This window comes from uncultured Gemella sp. (genome assembly GCF_963537375.1).
In the GTDB taxonomy this organism is placed as follows: Bacteria; Bacillota; Bacilli; order Staphylococcales; family Gemellaceae; genus Gemella.
Map to the genome: position 1 here is coordinate 1 of NZ_CAUTDQ010000023.1, position 19,363 is coordinate 19,363.

The 19,363-nt window shown below is 34.7% G+C and carries 33 protein-coding genes and 1 other annotated feature; of the genes, 1 reads left to right on the forward strand and 32 read right to left on the reverse strand.

Annotated features, from left to right (window positions below):
- Positions 1 to 336: 336 nt before the first annotated feature.
- From RYK99_RS05565 to RYK99_RS05575, 3 genes are all read right to left on the reverse strand, one after another.
- On the reverse strand, positions 337 to 1,077 hold the full coding sequence (locus RYK99_RS05565) for a cyclase family protein (RefSeq protein WP_271966219.1): 741 nt from the start codon (positions 1,075 to 1,077) through the stop codon (positions 337 to 339).
- Between the two features lie 95 nt (positions 1,078 to 1,172).
- Positions 1,173 to 1,423 (reverse strand) — a binding site (T-box leader).
- A gap of 261 nt (positions 1,424 to 1,684) precedes the next feature.
- On the reverse strand, positions 1,685 to 2,155 hold the full coding sequence (locus RYK99_RS05570; protein ID WP_314990882.1) for a threonine/serine exporter family protein: 471 nt from the start codon (positions 2,153 to 2,155) through the stop codon (positions 1,685 to 1,687).
- A complete protein-coding gene (locus RYK99_RS05575) occupies positions 2,155 to 2,925 on the reverse strand; it encodes a threonine/serine exporter family protein (protein ID WP_314990884.1) in 771 nt (256 codons plus the stop codon). The genes RYK99_RS05570 and RYK99_RS05575 overlap by 1 nt, the downstream gene beginning before the upstream one ends.
- 479 nt (positions 2,926 to 3,404) lie before the next feature.
- On the opposite strand from RYK99_RS05575, the gene RYK99_RS05580 reads away from it, so the two are divergent.
- Positions 3,405 to 4,910, forward strand: coding sequence for a C69 family dipeptidase (locus tag RYK99_RS05580; protein WP_314990885.1), 1,506 nt, complete (start codon positions 3,405 to 3,407; stop codon positions 4,908 to 4,910).
- A gap of 610 nt (positions 4,911 to 5,520) precedes the next feature.
- Here RYK99_RS05580 and rplQ read toward each other — a convergent pair.
- From rplQ to rpsJ, 29 genes are all read right to left on the reverse strand, one after another.
- Complete coding sequence (rplQ, locus tag RYK99_RS05585) at positions 5,521 to 5,889, reverse strand: 50S ribosomal protein L17 (protein WP_003144119.1); 369 nt, start codon at positions 5,887 to 5,889, stop codon at positions 5,521 to 5,523.
- 21 nt (positions 5,890 to 5,910) lie between these two features.
- Entirely contained in the window at positions 5,911 to 6,852 is a 942-nt protein-coding gene (locus RYK99_RS05590; RefSeq protein WP_003144079.1) for a DNA-directed RNA polymerase subunit alpha, read from the reverse strand.
- Between the two features lie 35 nt (positions 6,853 to 6,887).
- Positions 6,888 to 7,277, reverse strand: coding sequence for a 30S ribosomal protein S11 (gene rpsK, locus RYK99_RS05595; protein WP_003144405.1), 390 nt, complete (start codon positions 7,275 to 7,277; stop codon positions 6,888 to 6,890).
- Positions 7,278 to 7,302: 25 nt separating this feature from the next.
- Positions 7,303 to 7,668 carry a 30S ribosomal protein S13 gene (gene rpsM / locus RYK99_RS05600; RefSeq protein ID WP_003147638.1) on the reverse strand — a complete coding sequence of 122 codons (366 nt, stop codon included), beginning with the start codon at positions 7,666 to 7,668 and terminating at the stop codon, positions 7,303 to 7,305.
- Between the two features lie 22 nt (positions 7,669 to 7,690).
- Entirely contained in the window at positions 7,691 to 7,804 is a 114-nt protein-coding gene (gene rpmJ / locus RYK99_RS05605) for a 50S ribosomal protein L36 (protein ID WP_003144208.1), read from the reverse strand.
- A gap of 26 nt (positions 7,805 to 7,830) precedes the next feature.
- The gene (infA, locus tag RYK99_RS05610; RefSeq protein WP_003144387.1) at positions 7,831 to 8,046 is read right to left on the reverse strand and encodes a translation initiation factor IF-1; all 216 of its coding nucleotides are present in this window, start codon (positions 8,044 to 8,046) and stop codon (positions 7,831 to 7,833) included.
- Positions 8,047 to 8,061: 15 nt separating this feature from the next.
- Positions 8,062 to 8,715 carry an adenylate kinase gene (locus RYK99_RS05615; RefSeq protein WP_060914824.1) on the reverse strand — a complete coding sequence of 218 codons (654 nt, stop codon included), beginning with the start codon at positions 8,713 to 8,715 and terminating at the stop codon, positions 8,062 to 8,064.
- A 5-nt stretch (positions 8,716 to 8,720) separates the two neighbouring features.
- On the reverse strand, positions 8,721 to 10,025 hold the full coding sequence (gene secY, locus RYK99_RS05620) for a preprotein translocase subunit SecY (RefSeq protein ID WP_271987249.1): 1,305 nt from the start codon (positions 10,023 to 10,025) through the stop codon (positions 8,721 to 8,723).
- Positions 10,026 to 10,028: 3 nt separating this feature from the next.
- Positions 10,029 to 10,469 (reverse strand): 50S ribosomal protein L15, encoded by a 441-nt coding sequence (gene rplO / locus RYK99_RS05625; protein WP_003147635.1) that lies wholly within the window; start codon positions 10,467 to 10,469, stop codon positions 10,029 to 10,031.
- 31 nt (positions 10,470 to 10,500) lie between these two features.
- Complete coding sequence (rpmD, locus tag RYK99_RS05630; protein ID WP_003144406.1) at positions 10,501 to 10,677, reverse strand: 50S ribosomal protein L30; 177 nt, start codon at positions 10,675 to 10,677, stop codon at positions 10,501 to 10,503.
- Between the two features lie 16 nt (positions 10,678 to 10,693).
- Positions 10,694 to 11,191: a 30S ribosomal protein S5 gene (gene rpsE, locus RYK99_RS05635; protein WP_003144191.1), complete on the reverse strand. Its 498-nt coding sequence runs from the start codon at positions 11,189 to 11,191 to the stop codon at positions 10,694 to 10,696.
- Between the two features lie 20 nt (positions 11,192 to 11,211).
- Positions 11,212 to 11,568: a 50S ribosomal protein L18 gene (rplR, locus tag RYK99_RS05640; protein WP_003147634.1), complete on the reverse strand. Its 357-nt coding sequence runs from the start codon at positions 11,566 to 11,568 to the stop codon at positions 11,212 to 11,214.
- A 27-nt stretch (positions 11,569 to 11,595) separates the two neighbouring features.
- Complete coding sequence (rplF, locus tag RYK99_RS05645; protein ID WP_294683201.1) at positions 11,596 to 12,132, reverse strand: 50S ribosomal protein L6; 537 nt, start codon at positions 12,130 to 12,132, stop codon at positions 11,596 to 11,598.
- A 23-nt stretch (positions 12,133 to 12,155) separates the two neighbouring features.
- Positions 12,156 to 12,551: a 30S ribosomal protein S8 gene (gene rpsH / locus RYK99_RS05650; RefSeq protein ID WP_204641669.1), complete on the reverse strand. Its 396-nt coding sequence runs from the start codon at positions 12,549 to 12,551 to the stop codon at positions 12,156 to 12,158.
- Between the two features lie 32 nt (positions 12,552 to 12,583).
- Positions 12,584 to 12,853, reverse strand: coding sequence for a 30S ribosomal protein S14 (gene rpsN / locus RYK99_RS05655; protein ID WP_003144337.1), 270 nt, complete (start codon positions 12,851 to 12,853; stop codon positions 12,584 to 12,586).
- Between the two features lie 21 nt (positions 12,854 to 12,874).
- The gene (gene rplE, locus RYK99_RS05660; protein ID WP_003144426.1) at positions 12,875 to 13,414 is read right to left on the reverse strand and encodes a 50S ribosomal protein L5; all 540 of its coding nucleotides are present in this window, start codon (positions 13,412 to 13,414) and stop codon (positions 12,875 to 12,877) included.
- 31 nt (positions 13,415 to 13,445) lie between these two features.
- Positions 13,446 to 13,751: a 50S ribosomal protein L24 gene (rplX, locus tag RYK99_RS05665; RefSeq protein ID WP_003144415.1), complete on the reverse strand. Its 306-nt coding sequence runs from the start codon at positions 13,749 to 13,751 to the stop codon at positions 13,446 to 13,448.
- Positions 13,752 to 13,789: 38 nt separating this feature from the next.
- The gene (gene rplN / locus RYK99_RS05670) at positions 13,790 to 14,158 is read right to left on the reverse strand and encodes a 50S ribosomal protein L14 (RefSeq protein ID WP_003144098.1); all 369 of its coding nucleotides are present in this window, start codon (positions 14,156 to 14,158) and stop codon (positions 13,790 to 13,792) included.
- Between the two features lie 39 nt (positions 14,159 to 14,197).
- On the reverse strand, positions 14,198 to 14,461 hold the full coding sequence (gene rpsQ / locus RYK99_RS05675) for a 30S ribosomal protein S17 (RefSeq protein WP_003144356.1): 264 nt from the start codon (positions 14,459 to 14,461) through the stop codon (positions 14,198 to 14,200).
- Positions 14,462 to 14,476: 15 nt separating this feature from the next.
- Positions 14,477 to 14,686 (reverse strand): 50S ribosomal protein L29, encoded by a 210-nt coding sequence (gene rpmC, locus RYK99_RS05680; RefSeq protein WP_003147630.1) that lies wholly within the window; start codon positions 14,684 to 14,686, stop codon positions 14,477 to 14,479.
- Positions 14,686 to 15,111, reverse strand: a complete 426-nt coding sequence (gene rplP, locus RYK99_RS05685) for a 50S ribosomal protein L16 (RefSeq protein ID WP_003147629.1) — start codon at positions 15,109 to 15,111, stop codon at positions 14,686 to 14,688. Before rplP ends, rpmC begins: the two co-directional genes overlap by 1 nt.
- A 3-nt stretch (positions 15,112 to 15,114) precedes the next feature.
- Positions 15,115 to 15,768 (reverse strand): 30S ribosomal protein S3, encoded by a 654-nt coding sequence (gene rpsC, locus RYK99_RS05690; protein ID WP_003144348.1) that lies wholly within the window; start codon positions 15,766 to 15,768, stop codon positions 15,115 to 15,117.
- 51 nt (positions 15,769 to 15,819) lie between these two features.
- On the reverse strand, positions 15,820 to 16,155 hold the full coding sequence (gene rplV / locus RYK99_RS05695; RefSeq protein WP_060914794.1) for a 50S ribosomal protein L22: 336 nt from the start codon (positions 16,153 to 16,155) through the stop codon (positions 15,820 to 15,822).
- A 34-nt stretch (positions 16,156 to 16,189) separates the two neighbouring features.
- The gene (rpsS, locus tag RYK99_RS05700) at positions 16,190 to 16,468 is read right to left on the reverse strand and encodes a 30S ribosomal protein S19 (RefSeq protein ID WP_003144310.1); all 279 of its coding nucleotides are present in this window, start codon (positions 16,466 to 16,468) and stop codon (positions 16,190 to 16,192) included.
- An 87-nt stretch (positions 16,469 to 16,555) separates the two neighbouring features.
- Positions 16,556 to 17,386: a 50S ribosomal protein L2 gene (rplB, locus tag RYK99_RS05705; protein ID WP_003144367.1), complete on the reverse strand. Its 831-nt coding sequence runs from the start codon at positions 17,384 to 17,386 to the stop codon at positions 16,556 to 16,558.
- 35 nt (positions 17,387 to 17,421) lie between these two features.
- A complete protein-coding gene (gene rplW, locus RYK99_RS05710) occupies positions 17,422 to 17,703 on the reverse strand; it encodes a 50S ribosomal protein L23 (RefSeq protein WP_003144216.1) in 282 nt (93 codons plus the stop codon).
- Positions 17,703 to 18,326 (reverse strand): 50S ribosomal protein L4, encoded by a 624-nt coding sequence (rplD, locus tag RYK99_RS05715; protein WP_003147625.1) that lies wholly within the window; start codon positions 18,324 to 18,326, stop codon positions 17,703 to 17,705. Before rplD ends, rplW begins: the two co-directional genes overlap by 1 nt.
- 32 nt (positions 18,327 to 18,358) lie before the next feature.
- Positions 18,359 to 19,021, reverse strand: a complete 663-nt coding sequence (rplC, locus tag RYK99_RS05720) for a 50S ribosomal protein L3 (RefSeq protein ID WP_003144195.1) — start codon at positions 19,019 to 19,021, stop codon at positions 18,359 to 18,361.
- Positions 19,022 to 19,040: 19 nt separating this feature from the next.
- Complete coding sequence (gene rpsJ / locus RYK99_RS05725; protein ID WP_003147624.1) at positions 19,041 to 19,349, reverse strand: 30S ribosomal protein S10; 309 nt, start codon at positions 19,347 to 19,349, stop codon at positions 19,041 to 19,043.
- Positions 19,350 to 19,363 lie beyond the last annotated feature (14 nt).

The window sequence follows — 19,363 nt, forward strand, 5'->3', positions numbered from 1 at the left end:
TAGGCAGACGCAGTTGCTTTCCGACAAAATGAGCAATGACAAAAAACTAATTCCAATAATTCCTCATCTAAAGTGTAGGTCACTGTTTTACATAAACAAGATCCTTTAAGCATTATGAATGCTCCTTTCTACCACCTTATTTTGACATCCTTGACACATAATATCTTTTCTCCGTTTATTTAACTAATTTACTTTCTCTTTTTGTTTTATTCTTCTGACTTTATTATTTTGACCTTATTATAAACTTCTAATTACTTTTCTCTTCAAACTTTTCTTCTTTTCTCTTTTCTAATATCTATTCTTTTCATAAACTAAAACTTTTTTATAAAGACCGTACTATTCGTCTTCTGGTAGTATCGCTACCACTCTTACCGGTGACCCAGTTGCTTCTGTCCAGTTTGGATAAGCAATTGAAATTAATGATCCAGTTGCAGGTACTTGATCAAGATTTGCTAAAACTTCGATTTGATAAATATCTTGTTCTAGTAAGTAATACTCTTGAATAAGTCCTTCAGCAGCTGCTGTAACTCCTGAATCAGTATCTAGAGTTTCATGTCCGACAGCTTTAACTTTTCTTTCTTTAATTAAGAATTCTAATGCATCTCTTCCCCAACCTGGAGTGTGTTGAACATCATTTTCGTCTAGATTTCTAATTTCATCATAGCTAGGCCAACGTTTAGACCAGTCACTTCTGAATGCTACGAATGATTCTGGTAATATTTCACCATGCTCAGCTTCAAAATCAAGGATATCTTGTTTAGAAATCACATAGTCATTATTTTCTGCTACTTCTTTACTTTTATCAATTACGTATAAAGGTAATAGTAAATCTTTAAGTTCAATTTCATCTAACCAACGTCCACCTTCTACGAAGTGAATTGGTGCATCAATGTGTGTTCCATATTGACCTACTACTGAGAATTTTTGAACATAGAAACCATCTTTTAAAGTAAAGACATTTTCTTTTTCTAGTGCTGGAAGTGCAGGGAACTTAGGTGAATTTTCATCAATCTTGTGGCTTAAGTTCACCCATTTTTTATTTTTTAAAGTTTTGTAAATATTTAGTAATTCTGACATGTTACTTTCCTCCGAAATTTTGTATTATTTTGTAAGTTAAGTATCCTTGTGATTATTTTGAGAAATAAAAAAATCCTCACAGAAGCTTACGCTTCTGCAAGGACGTCTATAATTTACGTGTTACCACCTTACTTTATGATATTCTCACAAATATCAACTCAAGAAGTACGTATCAATATATATTGATATTATACCCTGAAGCTATAACGGGCTCACCCGTAAAGGCCTAATTATTCGACCATTAACACTCAAAGACCATTTTCAAAGTTTCCAATACGATCTCTTTTCACCAACCGAGACTCTCTTTACCATCTTTCACTCTTACTTATCTTATCAACGTGTGAATCATTAACTTGATACTAAGTATATCAGTAAATTTTTCATGTGTCAACAGTTTTTTAAAAAAATTGTGTATTTTCTCTTGAAAACTTTTTATAATTGTATAAAATTATCGGAAAATAAAGGGTAATTTCTGATTATTTAAAACTCATTATCCCTCTTTATTTAAGCACTCAGTATTGTAAAATATAGATTTCCGATTTCTTAATCATTGAAATATAAAAGACATAATAATAAATTTTTTAATTAATTATTATGTCTAATTTTTTTATTTATTTTTTTTCTGTAATAATGGGTTTAACACTACTCTAAAAATTGAATCAGCGATTATTATTCCTACTGCAAGTCCTACTGCTCCGTAAAAACTATTTAGGAAAATTTTTGCAGAGTTTCCGTATTCATCTAATAATAATGTTCTAAATGCATCGTAAATCGTAACCCCTGGTACTACTGGAACTAGCCCAGGTACGAAGTATACTGTTAAAGGATTTTTAAATTTAATCGCACAGATTTGACTTATATTTGCTAAAAGTAGTGAACACACTAAGCTCGACATGAATACACTTTGCCCATGGCTCCACATTTCCCAATATCCACACCAACCTATTGCACCAATTACACCACCTGTTACTAAAGTTTTTTTCGGTACATCACAAACAATAGCAAATGAAACTGATGATATAAAACTAAAAACGAAGTGATATAGTAATAATAAGGCATGACTTAAAACTGCAATCATTATACCACACCTCCTAATAATCTAACTAGATAATAGACTGTTACAATACCTGCACCTAATGCGAATGCTACACAGAATGTTTCAATAAATCGAATAGATCCAGAGATGAATTGTTTAGCGATTATATCCCTCATGGAGTTCGTTATTGTAATACCGGGTACAAGCGGTACTACAGCACCTATCATAGCTAACCTTAACGACTGCCCATTCAATAATGCAAAACCTAAATAACCTGCTATCCCTCCTGCAAAGGTGCTAATATACTCTGATATAAACGGTGCCTTTAGATATCCTATAACTTTTACATAGACATAAAATGCTACTGCTCCAGCTATACTTCCAGGAATTACATCCCAAAAACTTCCTTCGAAAATTAATACGATACTTCCGCTAAGAATACCTGAACAGAGAACTTTAAACCAATTTTTTATCGGACTCTTTTCTGCTTGAACTCTTTTAAGTGCATCATACATATCTAGTAAGCTGATCTGTCCAGATGTATATGCTCTAGATAGTGTATTGACCGCTATTGTTTTCGTTAAATTATACGTTCTATCATTAACCCTTCTAAAATCAGTACCTAGTCCTTCAATCCTTATAAAAATACCCGTTAAGGTTACATGTGTGTAATATTCATCCGTCCTAACTTCCCCTACACCTTTTCTTATAATTCTTTCTAGTGTATCTTCTGTTCTATATACTTCAGCACCATTTTCCATTAAGATTTTTCCCGCAAGTAAGGCTGTTTTCATCAATAATTTTTCATACATCACTTTTTCCTAATTATGATTAGTACGGTAGTCAAAATAAAAAAACTATATATAATTACACAGTTTTAATAAAAATCTTCTCTAAAATCATTTGTACTACTTTTTTCTAATCTTCCAACCTTTCTTTAATCGTTTCCAAGGTTATTATATCATAAAAAATTGAATAAAAACACACTTTTATTGTTTTATTTTTCTATTTTTTCATCTTCGATAATTTTTACTTTTTATAATGTTTTTAATTTATTATTATTCTTTTTCTTTTTAATAAAATCTTTATTTTCTTTAAAAAATTTATTTTTTTACGATTCTTCCTCAATTCTCTTGAATAAAAAGTATATAAGTACTACAATAAAATTAGAGAATATTTCAGATAAGGGGGAAATATTGTGAAAGTTATATTTTTAAAAACTCTACGAGAATAAACTTTTTTACATATCATATATAAAGTCAAATATTTAAAAATTAGGAGGAGAATTATTATGGGATGTACAACTATTCTTGTAGGAAAAAATGCTAGTTACGACGGTTCAACTATGGTGGCTCGTACTGAAGACTCACCATCAGGAGTATTTAGATCGAAAAAATTCATAAACGTAAGTCCGGAGGAACAACCTCGTAAATATAAATCTGTTATTTCAAAAGTAGAAATCGAATTACCTAATAATCCGGTACGTTATACTGCAGTGCCTAACGCAATTTTAGATAATGGTATTTGGGGACAATGTGGTGCTAATGAATACAATGTTTCAATGAGTGCTACTGAAACTATTACATCTAATGAACGTGTTCTTGGAGCTGATCCATTAGTAGAATACAGAGTTGCCGTTGGTAATCCAGGAGACGTTGATTATGTACCTGAACAAGTAGGTGGAATCGGTGAAGAGGATATTTATACAATAGTAATGCCATATATTGCAACTGCACGTGAAGGTGTTGAATTTCTAGGGAAACTTTTAGAAAAATATGGTACTTATGAAATGAACGGAATTACATTTCAAGATGAAGATGAGATTTGGTGGTTTGAAACTATAGGTGGACATCATTGGATGGCACGTCGTGTTCCTGATGATAGTTATGTTATTATGCCAAACCAACTTGGTATCGATAAATTTGATTTTGAAGATGCTTTTGGAGCGAAAAAAGAATATATGTGCTCTGCTGATTTAAAAGAATTTGTTGATAAATATCACCTAGACTTATCAATCGATGGAAACTTTAATCCACGTCATGCTTTTGGTAGCCGAAGTGATGCCGACCATACATATAATACACCACGTGCTTGGATTCTTCAACGTTATTTCAATCCAACATCTAACACTTATGATGGTATAAATGCTGATTATCGCCCAGATTCTGATAATTTACCTTGGGCTAGAGTACCTGAGAAAAAAATAACTGTTGAAGATATTAAATATGGATTGTCTCACCACTACCAAGGAACTGAATATGATTCATATTCTAAAAATATTAATTCTGTTAAAAAAGGAACTTTACGTCCAATTGGTATAAATCGTACTAACTTCTTAGGATTGGTTCAAATAAGACCATATATGCCTGATGAACTTAAATCTATTCAATGGTTAGCTGTTGGTTCTTGTGTGTTCAATGCTATTGTTCCATTCTATACTAACATTAATCGCACTCCTGAATACCTAGCTAATACAACTAACCAAGTAACAACTGAAAACTTCTATTGGACTAATCGCTTAATTGCAGCCCTTTGCGATGCTCATTTTGCAGATACTGCTTCACATATTGAACGTTATCAATTAAAAGTTCAATCACAATCAAGAGAACTTCTTAATAAATATGATGAAGAGTTTATAGAAACTAAGGTATCAAAAGAAGCTGCTAAAGATTATCTAGAAAAAGCTAACGATAAAATTGCTGAAGAACTTAAAGTTCAAACAGATGATTTATTAGATAAAGCATTATTTACAGCAAGCTGTAATATGAAAAATAAATTCGCTAGATCTGATGCGTAATATTAAAGAAGAGCCATGTGGTTCTTTAATTTTATTTTGTCACTTCGCAGTAGACCTATTCCAATCAGCTTCAGCTATCGCTTTGCTTCTTGGTACGTCCTTGCGTACTTTGTACCTAACCTAGGCTAATTCATAATTTCAAATTCTACATTGCCACTTCGCAGTTGGAACTAAAAATTTCTTTCGTCTCTTCGTTCCTTAGAAATTCAGTTCCTTTTGCGTACTTTGTACGTAAGGATTATATTACCTAGTTATAAGACCAAAATTTGTCACTTCGCAGTGGTTGCTTTCCAATCACTACGTTCTTGGAGCAACTGTGCGTATTTTGCACGTAATGATTTTTACGAATCAAAGATTCTAAAAATCTTAACGTGCAAAATAAAAAAGACTACCTTGCCTGGTAATCTTTTAAAGTATAATTAGATTTAATTTTTAAAGGGACAAAAGGGTATCCTAGCGAGAAGCTAGGATACGTTAGAGCTAGACGACGTAGCCTTTTCCTACGCATTTCAAGCACTCTTTTGCCAAAAAAATTAGTTTAAATTCTTGTTGTATGTGTTGTTTAGTTGTGTGTGTATGTAGTATGTTATTGTTGTATGAAAAATTTTTATTAAACTAATTCTATAATAGCTGTTTCTGCACCATCACCTTTACGTGGTCCAACACGTAGAATACGAGTGTATCCACCGTTACGGTCTGCATATTTAGGTGCTACTTCTTCAAATAATTTTTTAAGAGCTAATTGACTCTTACCTTCTTCAGTTGCTACTGCAACAGGTTGGATGAATTTAGCTGCATTACGTCTTGCTGCTAGATCACCTTTTTTACCTAATGTAATCATTTTTTCTGCTAATGAACGAACTTCTTTCGCTCTTGTAACAGTTGTTTCAATTCTACCGTGTACTAGTAGAGCAGTTACTAAGTTTCTTAACATCGCTTTACGGTGAGCTGATGTACGTCCTAATTTTCTGTAACCCATTAGTGTGCCTCCTTGTTAGTATTATTCTTCTTTGAATCCTAGTTCTAACTCTTGAAGTTTAATTTTAACTTCCTCTAGAGATTTACGACCTAAGTTTCTTACTTTAATCATTTCTTGTTCTGTTTTGTTAGCTAATTCTTGTACTGTGTTAATTCCTGCACGTTTTAAGCAGTTGTAACTACGTACTGATAAGTCTAATTCTTCAATTGTCATTTCTAACATTTGAACTTTATTATCTTCTTCTTTAGCTACCAATATTTCAGCAGCTTTTGCTTCTTCAGACATTTCCATAAATAATTCTAAGTGCGAGATTAGAATTTTTGATGCTAATGCTAAAGCGTCGTTAGCTGTAATTGAACCATTAGTAGTAACATCTAAGATTAGTTTATCAAAGTCAGTGCTTTGACCTACCCTAGTTTTTTCTACTGTATAGTTAACTTTTGATACTGGTGTGTAAATTGAATCGATTGGAATAACTCCGATTGGTAAGTCACGTTTTTTGTTTCCATCAGCTGGTACAAATCCACGTCCTTTTCCAACGTAAATAATCATTTCAAATTGTCCACCTTCTGATACTGTTGCAATGTGTTGATCAGTATTTACTACTTCGATATCAGAATCGATAGCGATGTCTGCTGCAGTAACAACCGCAGGACCTTTAACACTGATTGAAACTTGTTTTTCTTCTTCAGAATGAACTACAAACGCAATGTTTTTAACGTTCATAATAATTTCAGTAACATCTTCTACAACACCTTTAATTGCTTGGAATTCGTGTTGAACTCCTTCAATATCGATGCTTCTTGCTGCTGCTCCTGGTAATGATGAGATTAACATTCTTCTCAATGAATTACCTAATGTAGTTCCATATCCACGTTCAAGTGGTTCAACTACAAAGCGACCAAATCTCTTATCTGATGATTCTTCAATGATTTGAATTTTTGGTTTTTCTATTGCTAACATTATGTTAAACCTCCTAAATTTTGTCTATGTTATTATTATACACGACGACGTTTAGGTGGGCGACATCCATTGTGAGGAACTGGAGTTACGTCTTTGATTGATGTAACTTCTAATCCAGCAGATTGTAATGCACGAATTGCTGCTTCACGTCCTGCACCTGGACCTTTAACTGTTACATCTACATATTTCATTCCGTGTTCCATAGCTTGTTTAGCTGCTGCTTCACTTGCCATTTGTGCTGCGAATGGAGTAGATTTTCTAGAACCTTTGAATCCTAGCGCTCCTGCACTTGACCATGATACTGCATTACCATGTTCATCTGTAATTGTTACGATTGAGTTGTTGAATGTAGAACGAATGTGTGCAACACCATTTTGTATATTTTTTTTCACACGACGTTTACGTGATTGTTGTTTACGAGCCATAGTTGTGTTTCTCCTCCTATCCTAATTATTTTTTCTTGTTCGCAACTGTTTTCTTAGGACCTTTACGAGTACGAGAGTTGTTCTTAGTATTTTGTCCTCTTACTGGTAGTCCACGACGGTGACGGATTCCTCTGTAACATCCGATTTCCATTAGACGTTTGATGTTTAATGAAACTTCACGACGTAAGTCACCTTCTGTTTTGTAGTTATCTACGATTTCACGAATTTTATCTAGTTGTTCACCTGTTAAGTCTTTAACTCTCACATCTTCAGAAACTCCAGCTTCTTTTAAGATTTTTTGAGAAGTTTTTAAACCTATACCATATACATAAGTTAGTGATATAACAACGCGTTTTTCACGTGGAATATCGACTCCTGCTATACGTGCCATTAAGTTTGCACCTCCTAATTAATTATCCTTGTTTTTGTTTATGTTTTGCGTTTTCGCAAATCACTAATACTTTACCACCACGACGAATTACTTTACATTTGTCACAGATTTTTTTTACTGATGGTCTTACTTTCATCGTTATTTCCTCCTTGAGTTTATAACTTACTTGAATCTATAAGTTATTCTACCTTTTGTCAGGTCATACGGACTCATTTCTACTGTAACTTTATCACCTGGTAAAATTCTTATATAATTCATTCTGATTTTTCCAGAAACATGAGCTAAAATAATATGACCATTTTCTAATTCTACTTTAAACATTGCATTCGGCAAGTTTTCTACTACTAAACCTTCTACTTCAATGACATCTTTTGCCATACTTTTCCTCCCTGACTATTTCAGTTTGTCTAATATATTTTGTACGTCTTGGAAAACTACTTTGATGTCTTGGTCACCATTAACATTTTCAACTACACCTTCTTTTTGACTGTAGAAGTCTAAAAGAGGTTTTGTTTGTTTAATATTAACTTCTAAGCGATTCCCAACTGTTTCTTCGTTGTCATCACTTCTTTGGTATAGTTCACCACCATCATTATCACAAACACCTTCAACTTTTGTAGGGTTGAAAATCAAGTGATAAGTGTTTCCACATTGTTTACAGATTCTTCTACCTGTTAAACGAGGTAACAGAATAGCTGGATCTACATCGATGTTTAATACTTTATCGATTTTTCTATTAGTTTTTGCTAAAATTTGATCAAGGGCTTCAGCTTGTTCTACTGTTCTTGGAAAACCGTCAAGTAAAAAGCCTTCTTTTGCATCTTCTTGATTCAATCTTTCTTCAACTAATCCTATAGTTACACTGTCAGGAACAAGTTGTCCTTTATCAATATAACTTTTTGCTTCTTTTCCAAGCGGAGTCTCATTTTTAATAGCAGCTCTAAACATATCTCCAGTTGAAATATGCGGAATTGGATAATTCGCTTTAATTTGCTCTGCTTGAGTACCTTTACCCGCTCCTGGTAATCCCATTAAAATAATATTCATCATAATTATTTACCACCTTTTCGTCCTGTAATAAAACTTCTATAGTTCTTCTCTGTTAATTGAGTATTAAGTTGTTTAACTGTCTCTAGCGCTACACTGACAACAATTATTAAACTTGTACCACCAATTTGAACAGATGCTGGTAATTTTGCAATGCTGGTGAATATTGTCGGAAGAACCGAAACAGCTGCTAGGAATATTGAACCTACAAACGTTAGTCTGTATAAAATACCTGTAATGTATTGTTCAGTTTTTTTACCTGGTCTAACCCCTGGAACAAAACTTCCTTGTTTTCTTAAATTATCAGCCATTTTTTCTGGGTTAACTTGCACCATTACATAGAAGTAACAGAACGCAATAATTAATACTACGTATAATGTTAATCCTAGAACATGACTGAAATCGAAATATGATACAATTCTTTGTAACTTTTCGTTATTAGGTGCGAATATCGCAATAGTTCTAGGTAATTGTAAGAATGCGATAGCGAAGATTACTGGGATAACCCCTGCACTATTCACTTTAAGAGGCAAGTAAGTTGATCTTGCTCCTAACATTCTACGACCTGCTCTCGCTTGAGAGTATTGAATAGGAATTTTACGATTTGCTTCTTGTATATATACTACAGCAGCAACAATACCTATTACAATAATTGCTACAATAACAATTTTTAAAATTGCTAATGTTAAGTTCTCAGCATCTTTAATTTGAGATTCATAAACTTGTATGAATTCCATTGGTAAACGAGCAATAATACCCGCTAAGATAATGATAGATACACCATTACCAACACCATATTGAGATATCTGATCACCAATCCATAATAATAAAGCTGTACCAGCTGTTAATACTACAGCTACTGTAATGAATCCTAGAATTGAAGTATCTTTAATTAATCCTTGATATGCATTATTAAATCCATAAGACATAATAAGCGATTGGATAAATGCTAAGATAATTGCTAAGACTCTTGTTAATTTTTGAGTTTTTTTGTGTCCAACTTCACCTTGTTTAGACCACTCTGTTAATGAAGGAATAACATCCATTTGCATAAGTTGAATTACGATAGATGCTGTAATGTAGGGCATAATACCCATAGCGAATACAGAAAACTGTTGTAAAGCCCCTCCTGCAAATGTATTAAATATTCCGAATAATCCAGATGCGTCTTGGTTTTTTAGGACGTCTGCATCTACCCCAGGTACCGGTAAATAAGAACCGATACGGAATAATAATATACCAAATAGGGTAAATAAGATTTTGTTACGAGTTTCTTTAACTTTAAATAAATTTAGTGATGCACTAAACATATATTATAGCACCTCGCAAACTCCTCCAGCTGCTTCGATAGCTTCTTTTGCTGAAGATGAGAATTTGTGAGCTTGTACAGTTAATTTTTTCTCTAATTTACCGTTAGCTAATACTTTAACACCTGAAAGTTCTTTTTTAATAACTTTAGTTTCTAATAATAGAGCAGGTGATACTACAGTACCATCTTCAAATTTATTTAAGTCGTTAAGATTTACAACTGCAAATTCTTTTCTGTTTACATTGTTAAATCCACGTTTTGGAATACGTCTGAATAATGGGTTTTGTCCACCTTCAAATCCTGGGCGAACTCCACCACCACTACGTGCTTTTTGTCCTTTTTGACCACGTCCTGAAGTTTTACCATTTCCTGATCCAATCCCACGACCTACTCTGTTACGCTCTTTACGAGAACCTTCAACTGGTTGTAATTCATGTAATTTCATTTAGACTAGCACCTCCTTGTATTAATAATTCTTATTTTTCTTCTACTGTTACTAAGTGTGAAACTTTGTTGATCATACCACGAATCGCAGCGTTGTCTTTGTGTTCAACTGTTTGGTGCATTTTTTTAAGACCAAGAGCTTCAACTACTTTTCTTTGATTCTTTGGACGACCAATAGTACTACGAGTTAGGGTTACTTTTAATGTCATGTTCTTTTCCCTCCTCTTATCCTAATAATTCTTCCACAGATTTACCACGTAAAGCTGCTACGTGTTCAACTGTTTGTAATCTTGTTAATCCTTCGATTGTAGCACGAACCATGTTTACTGGTGTGTTTGAACCTAGAGATTTTGATAAGATATTTGAAATACCTGATAATTCTAATACGGCACGAACTGGTCCACCAGCGATAACCCCTGTACCAGGCGCAGCTGGTTTGATTAATACTGAACCTGCTCCAAATTGTCCGATGATTTCGTGAGGTATTGTTCCGTTAACTACTGGTACAGTAATTAAGTTGTGTTTTGCAGCTTCAACTGCTTTTCTGATTGCATCTGGTACCTCTTGAGCTTTACCAGTACCAAATCCTACGCGACCATTTTTGTCACCTACTACTACTAAAGCAGAGAAACGGAAACGACGTCCACCTTTAACAACTTTAGCTACACGACGAATGGCAACTACGCGTTCTTCAAATTCTTTTTTGATTTCTTCTTGACGCATCTACTTATTTCCCTCCTTTATTAGAATACAAGTCCGTTTTCACGTGCTGCTTCAGCTAATGCTTTAACACGTCCGTGATATAGGTATCCTCCACGGTCGAAAACAACTTTTTCAATTCCTTTAGTTTTAGCTACTTCTGCGATTAATTTTCCAACTTCTTTAGCTGCTTCTACACTTGATTTAGAAACATTTTCAAGTTTTAATGAAGAAGCTGATGCTAATGTAACACCTTTAGTGTCATCAATAATTTGTGCGTAAATGTTTGTGTTTGAACGGTATACGTTTAAACGTGGAACTTCTGTAGTTCCTTGAACTTTAACACGTACTCTTGCGTGTCTTTTTTTACGAACTTTATTTTTATCAAGTTTCGTAATCATATTTGAAACACTCCTTTCTGTTATCTATTATTTACCAGTTTTTCCTTCTTTACGGCGAACATATTCACCAACGTAGCGAATACCTTTACCTTTGTAAGGTTCTGGAGGACGTACTGCACGAACTTTAGCTGCGTATTGTCCTACTACTTCTTTGTTAATACCTTCGATACTAACTTTAGTGTTTCCTTCAACACCTAATTTAATTCCATCGATTTCTTCGAATTCAACTGGGTGAGAGTATCCAACACTTAGTACTAATTTTTTACCTTGCATTTGAGCACGGTATCCAACCCCGATTAATTCAAGTTCTTTTTTGAATCCAGTTGATACACCTTCAACCATGTTTGCTAAGATAGCACGAGTTGTTCCGTGTACTGTACGGTGACGTTTTGAGTCAGATGGACGTACTACTGTGATTTCACTTCCTTCAATGTTGAAAGTCATGTCTTTATCAAATTGTTGTTTTAATTCACCTTTAGGTCCTTTAACTGTTGCGAAGTTATCAACGATGTTAACTTCAACCCCTGCAGGTACTGTAATAACTTTATTACCTATACGTGACATTTAATTGGCACCTCCTTATAATATTACCAGATGTAAGCTAATACTTCTCCACCTGTGTTATTTTTACGAGCAACTTTATCAGTTACAACTCCAGTTGAAGTTGATACGATTGCTATTCCTAGTCCGTTTAATACTCTTGGCAGTTCATCTGCTTTAGCGTATACACGTAAACCAGGTTTTGAAATTCTTTTAATTCCTTTAATTACTCTTTCACCTTTTGAGTATTTAAGAGTAAGTTTAAGTTTTCCTTGTTTGTTATCTTCGATGTATTCTACATCATTGATGAAACCTTCTTGTTTTAAGATTTCTGCAATTTGCTTTTTAATATTTGACGCAGGTAATTCTAATGTTTCGTGTTTAACCATGTTAGCATTACGAATACGTGTTAGCATATCTGCGATAGGATCTGTCATTGTCATTAGGATAAATCCTCCTTTCTTCTACTAATATATTACCAACTTGCTTTTTTAACTCCAGGAATTTGTCCTTTGTAAGCTAATTCACGGAATTTAATACGGCTGATTCCAAATTTTCCAATGTATCCGTGAGGACGTCCAGTTATGCTACAACGATTGTGTAGACGAGCTGGAGCTGAGTTTTTTGGAAGTTTGCTAAGTCCGATGTAATCACCTTTAGCTTTTAATTCCGCTCTTTTAGCTGCATACTTGTCAACTAATTTTTGGCGTTTTAATTCACGCTCTACCATTGCTTTTTTAGCCATGTGTCTTTTACCTCACCTTTCTTATTTTGCGAATGGCATTCCACATTGTGTTAATAACTCACGAGCTTCTTCATCAGTGTTAGCTGTAGTTACTATAACGATGTCCATACCACGTACTTTACTTACTTTATCGTAATCAATTTCAGGGAAAATTAATTGTTCTTTAACACCTAGTGTGTAGTTACCACGACCATCGAATGCTTTTTTAGAAACACCGTGGAAGTCACGTACACGTGGAAGTGCTACAGTTACTAATTTATCGAAGAATTCATACATTCTTTCTCCACGTAAAGTAACTTTAGCCCCGATAGGCATACCTTCACGAAGTCTGTAAGTAGCGATTGATTTTTTAGCTCTTGTTACTAATGGTTTTTGACCAGAAATTAAAGCTAATTCTGCTACTGCGTTGTCTAGGGCTTTAGAGTTTTGCACAGCATCACCTACACCCATGTTAATTACGATTTTTTCAATTTTTGGTACTTGCATTACACTGCTGTACTCAAATTTTGTCATTAATTCTTTTGTTATCTCAGATTTAAATTTATCTTCTAAACGAGCCATCTAAAATAGTGCCTCCTTTCTTCAACTATTATTATATTTCTTTTCCTGATTTTACTGCGATACGTACTTTCTTACCATCTTTTGTTTCGAAACGTACTCTTGTCGCTTTTCCAGTTTCAGGATCTTGTAACATTACGTTTGATACGTGAATTGCTGCTTCTTTTTCAACGATTCCACCTTGAGGTGCATCTTGAGAATTTTTAACGTGTTTTTTAATGATGTTAACACCTTCTACAACAACACGATCTTTTTTAGGTTGAGCTTCGATTACTGTACCAACTTTACCTTTGTCTTTACCAGTAATTACTACAACTTTATCACCTTTTTTAATGAACATTTCTTGTTAACCTCCTTCTTTACTGTACTTTTTTTATATTATAATACTTCTGGAGCTAGTGATACGATTTTCATGTAGTTACCGTCTCTTAATTCACGAGCAACTGGTCCGAAAATACGTGTACCACGTGGGCTCTTATCATCACGGATAATTACACAAGCATTTTCATCAAATTTAATATATGAACCGTCGTTACGACGAGCTCCTGTTTTTGTACGAACGATTACGGCTTTAACTACTTCACCTTTTTTAACAACTCCACCTGGTGTTGCTTTTTTAACAGAACATACAATTACGTCACCAATGTTAGCAACTTTACGTCCTGAACCACCTAGAACTTTAATTGTTAAAACTTCTTTTGCTCCTGAGTTATCAGCCACTTTTAAGCGTGTTTCTTGTTGAATCATGCGCTTTTTGCCTCCTTCTTAGGGTTTATCCTAGTTTTATTAGATTATAACTGCTTCTTCTACTACTTCTACTAAACGGAAGTTTTTTGTTGCAGATAATGGACGAGTTTCCATTATTTTAACGATATCATTTAATTTAGCAACATTGTTTTCATCATGTGCTTTGAATTTTTTAGAATATTTTACACGTTTACCGTATAGAGGATGTTTTTTGTAAGTTTCTACTAAAACTGTGATTGTTTTGTCCATTTTATCAGAAACTACTTTTCCAACGTAAACTTTTCTATCATTTCTCTCAGTCATGTTTGCCTCCTATTATTATTTATTCGCTAATTCTCTTTCGCGAATAACAGTTTTCATACGAGCGATTGATTTTCTAACTTGACTAATACGAGCTGTATTTTCTAATTGACCAGTTGCCAATTGGAAGCGTAAGTTGAAAAGCTCTTCTTTTAATTCTTTGATTTTTGCTTCTAACTCTTGTGAAGTTAATTCTCTAATCATTGATTTGAATTCATTTGTTTTCATTATGCTTCACCACCTGTTTCTTCACGTTTTACAAATTTACATTTAACAGGTAACTTGTGAGATGCAAGTCTTAGAGCTTCACGTGCAACTTCTTCACTTACTCCAGCAACTTCGAACATCACTCTACCTGGTTTAACGATTGCAACCCATCCTTCTACTGCACCTTTACCAGATCCCATACGTACTTCTAATGGTTTTTTAGTGTAAGGCATGTGAGGGAAGATCTTAATCCAAACTTTACCACCACGTTTCATATAACGAGTCATCGCTATACGAGCAGCTTCTATTTGACGAGAAGTAACTCTTGCTGCAGTAGTCGCTTGTAATCCATATTCACCGAAATCTACTACGTTTCCGCCTTTAGATTTACCTTTTGTTGATTGTCTGTGTTGACGACGATATTTAACACGTTTAGGCATTAACATAAATTAGTTACCTCCTTTTTCAGATTTTCTAGTTGGTAATACTTCACCACGGTTAATCCAAACTTTAACTCCAAGTTTACCATAAGTTGTATCTGCTTCTTCGTGAGCGTAGTCGATGTCTGCTCTTAATGTGTGTAGTGGCACTGAACCTTCTGAGTAGTGTTCTGCACGAGCGATATCTGCTCCACCAAGACGTCCTGATACTTGAGTTTTAATTCCTTTAGCTCCTGCTCTCATAGCTCTTTGGATAGCTTGTTTTTGAGCACGACGGAATGATACACGAGCTTCTAATTGACGAGCAATGTTTTCAGCTACTAATTTAGCGTCGATATCAACTTTTTTGATTTCAACTACATTAATGTGTACTCTTTTTCCAGTTAATTTGTTTAATTCTAATCTTAATTTATCGATTTCAGAACCACCTTTACCGATAACCATACCTGGTTTACCAGTGTGTACTGAAATATTTACTTTCTTATCAAATCTTTCAATTTCTACTTTAGAAACTGAAGCGTCTTTTAATTGTTTACTGATGAACTCACGGATTTTGAAATCTTCGTGTAAGTTAGCAGCGAAATCTTTTTCCGCATACCATTTTGAATCCCAATCACGAATAACTCCAACACGTAAGCCTATTGGATGTACTTTTTGACCCACAGTTTGTAGCCTCCTTTAACTAGTTTAGCTTTTATAATTTCTTAATTTTTATTATTTGTTGTCACTTAAAACGATAGTGATGTGACTTGTTCTTTTGTTGATTGAACTTGCAGCACCTTTTGCTCTAGGACGGAATCTTTTAAGAGTTGGTCCTTCATTTGCAAATGCTTGTGATACTACTAAGTCTTCTACATTCATTCCATAGTTGTGTTCAGCGTTAGCAGCAGCTGATTTAATAACTTTAGCTACTGGTAAAGAAGCTGATTTAGTTGTGAATTCTAAAATTCCTAATGCTTCGCCCACTTTTTTCCCACGTACTAAGTCTAATACTAGTCTTACTTTACGAGGAGCAATGCGGACTGTCTTAGCCATTGCTTTTGACTCCATGAATGTGCCTCCTTGATTTTACTAATTTCTATAATTATCTTCTTGTTTTTCTGTCGTCTGCTACGTGACCTTTGTAAGTTCTTGTTGGTGCAAACTCACCTAATTTGTGTCCTACCATATCTTCAGTCACATATACAGGTACATGTTTTCTTCCGTCATATACTGCAAAAGTAAGTCCTATGAATGTTGGGAAGATTGTTGAACGACGAGACCAAGTTTTAATTACTTGTTTCTTTTCTTGTTCGTTCATTTTTTCAACTTTTGCTAATAAGTGGTGATCAGCGAATGGTCCTTTTTTTAAACTACGAGCCATTGTGTTATCTCCTTTCCGATACTTTGCATACTTAAGGGTGTGGCAAAGAGCACTTGCTCCTCACCAACTAACCTTTGATTAATTTTATTATTTAGTTCTAGCACGTACGATAAATTTGTTTGAACGAGCTTTTTTAGAACGAGTTTTCTTACCAAGAGTAGGTTTACCCCATGGTGACATTGGTGATTTACGTCCGATTGAAGTACGTCCTTCACCACCACCGTGTGGGTGATCGTTCGGGTTCATAACAGATCCACGTACAGTTGGTCTTTTACCTAACCAACGAGTTCTACCGGCTTTACCGATATTTACTAGTCCGTGTTGTTCGTTACCAACTTCACCGATTGTAGCACGGCAAGTTGCTAAGATCATTCTAACTTCTCCTGATTTAAGACGTACTAATACGTATTTACCTTCTTTACCAAGTACTTGAGCACTTGCTCCAGCTGAACGTACTAATTGTCCACCTTTACCAGGTTTAAGTTCGATGTTGTGAATTAATGTCCCTACAGGGATGTTTGCTAGTGGTAATGCATTACCAACTTTAATATCAGCAGTTTCACCAGATACTAAGATTTGTCCTACTTTTAATTCTTTAGGAGCGATGATGTATCTTTTTTCTCCATCTACATAGTGTAATAGAGCGATGTTCGCTGAACGGTTTGGATCGTACTCGATAGTAGCAACTTTTGCTGGTACGTTGTCTTTATTTCTCTTGAAGTCAATAATACGGTATTGTTTTTTGTGTCCTCCACCGTGGTGACGAACTGTAATTTTACCTTGGTTATTTCTTCCCGCTTTTTTCGGTAGCGGCGCTAATAATGACTTTTCTGGTTTGTTAGTTGTAATTTCTGCAAAATCTAATGATGTCATGTTACGACGACCGTTAGTTATAGCTTTATATACTTTAATTGCCATTTGTCATTTTTCCTCCTTAGTGGTATTTGTTATTCTTAAGCGAATAATCCTTCGATTGTTTGTCCTTCTGCTAACTTAACGATAGCTTTTCTACGTTTGTTAGTGTAACCACCGTATCTTCCAACACGACGGAATTTTGGTTTGTAGTTCATTACGTTTACTTTCTCAACTTTAACTCCGAAGATTTCTTCGATAGCTTGTTTAATTTGAGTTTTGTGAGCGCGTGTGTCTACTAGGAAAGTGTATTTATTTTCTTGCATTAATAAATAACTTTTTTCAGTTAGTACTGGGCGTTTGATAATATCGCGTGCTTCCATTATGCTAATACCTCCCCAACTTTTTCTACTGCATCTTTAGTGAATACAACTTTGTTGCTTCCTAAGATGTCTAATACGTTAAGACCAGTTGTTTCAACGAATTCAACTCCTGGAATATTTCTTCCTGATAAAACAGTATTTTCTTCTAGTTCAGTAACTACGAATAATACTTTTTTCTCTAGGCTAAGGTTTGATAACATTTCTTTAAAGTTTTTAGTTTTAATTGTATCAAATGATAAGCTTTCTAATGCAAATACTTCGTTAGCTGCTACTTTAGAAGATAAAGCAGAACGTAATGCTAAACGACGCATTTTACGTGGCATTTTGAAGCTGTAGCTACGTGGTGTAGGTCCGAATACAATTCCACCTCCACGCCATTGTGGTGAACGGATAGATCCTTGACGAGCACGACCTGTCCCTTTTTGACGCCATGGTTTGCGACCACCACCTGAAACTTCAGAACGTCCTTTTGTTTTGTGTGTACCTTGACGAAGTGATGCTCTTTGTAATGTTACAGCTTGGAATAAAACGTGTTGATTTGGTTCAATCCCGAATACTGCTTCACTAGCTTCAACTGCACCAACTTTAGTACCGTCTTGTTTAAATAAATCTAATTGTGGCATTATCTATTTTCCTCCTTCCGTATATTTTCCGATTATTTACCAGATTTAACTGCTGATTGGATTTTTACGAAGCTTTTCTTAGATCCTGGAATACATCCTTTAACTAGGATTAATCCATTTTCTACATCTACGCTTACGATTTCTAAGTTTTGAGTAGTAACTGTAACTCCACCCATTTGACCTGGTAATGCTTTACCTTTGAATACACGGTTAGGTGCTACAGGTCCCATTGACCCAGGACGACGGTGGTAACGAGAACCGTGAGCCATTGGTCCGCGGCTTTGTCCATGACGCTTGATTGCCCCTTGGAATCCTTTACCTTTACTTACTCCTGTTACGTCAACTAAGTCCCCTGCTGCAAAAATATCAACTTGGACTTCTTGACCTACTTCATAATTAGCAACTTCTGCATCTCTGATTTCGCGTACGAAACGTTTTGGAGCAGTGTTAGCTTTATCTGCGTGACCTTGTTCAGGTTTGTTCGCAACTTTTACTAAACGGTCTTTACGTTCTTTATCGTAAGGACGTTTGTCGTCGAATCCTAATTGGATTGCGTTGTATCCTTCAACTTCTTCTGTTTTCTTTTGTAATACGACGTTACCTTTCGCTTCAACTACTGTTACTGGGATTAATTCTCCATTTTCAGCGAAGATTTGAGTCATACCTACTTTTCTTCCTAAGATACCTTTGGTCATCGAAAGTCACCTCCTATAATTATAATTTTAATTCGATGTCAACACCTGATGGTAAGTTTAAGCTGATTAAAGCGTCAACTGTTTTTTGTGTTGGTTCAATAATATCGATTAGGCGTTTGTGTGTACGTTGTTCGAATTGTTCACGGCTATCTTTGTAAATGTGAACTGAACGTAAGATTGTGTAAACTGCTTTTTCTGTTGGTAATGGAATTGGTCCAGAAACTTTTGCTCCAGAACGTTTTGCAGTTTCAACAATTTTCTCTGCACTTTGATCTACTAATCTGTGATCATATCCTTTAAGACGAATACGAATTTTTTGTTTTGCCATCATTTCTCCTCCTA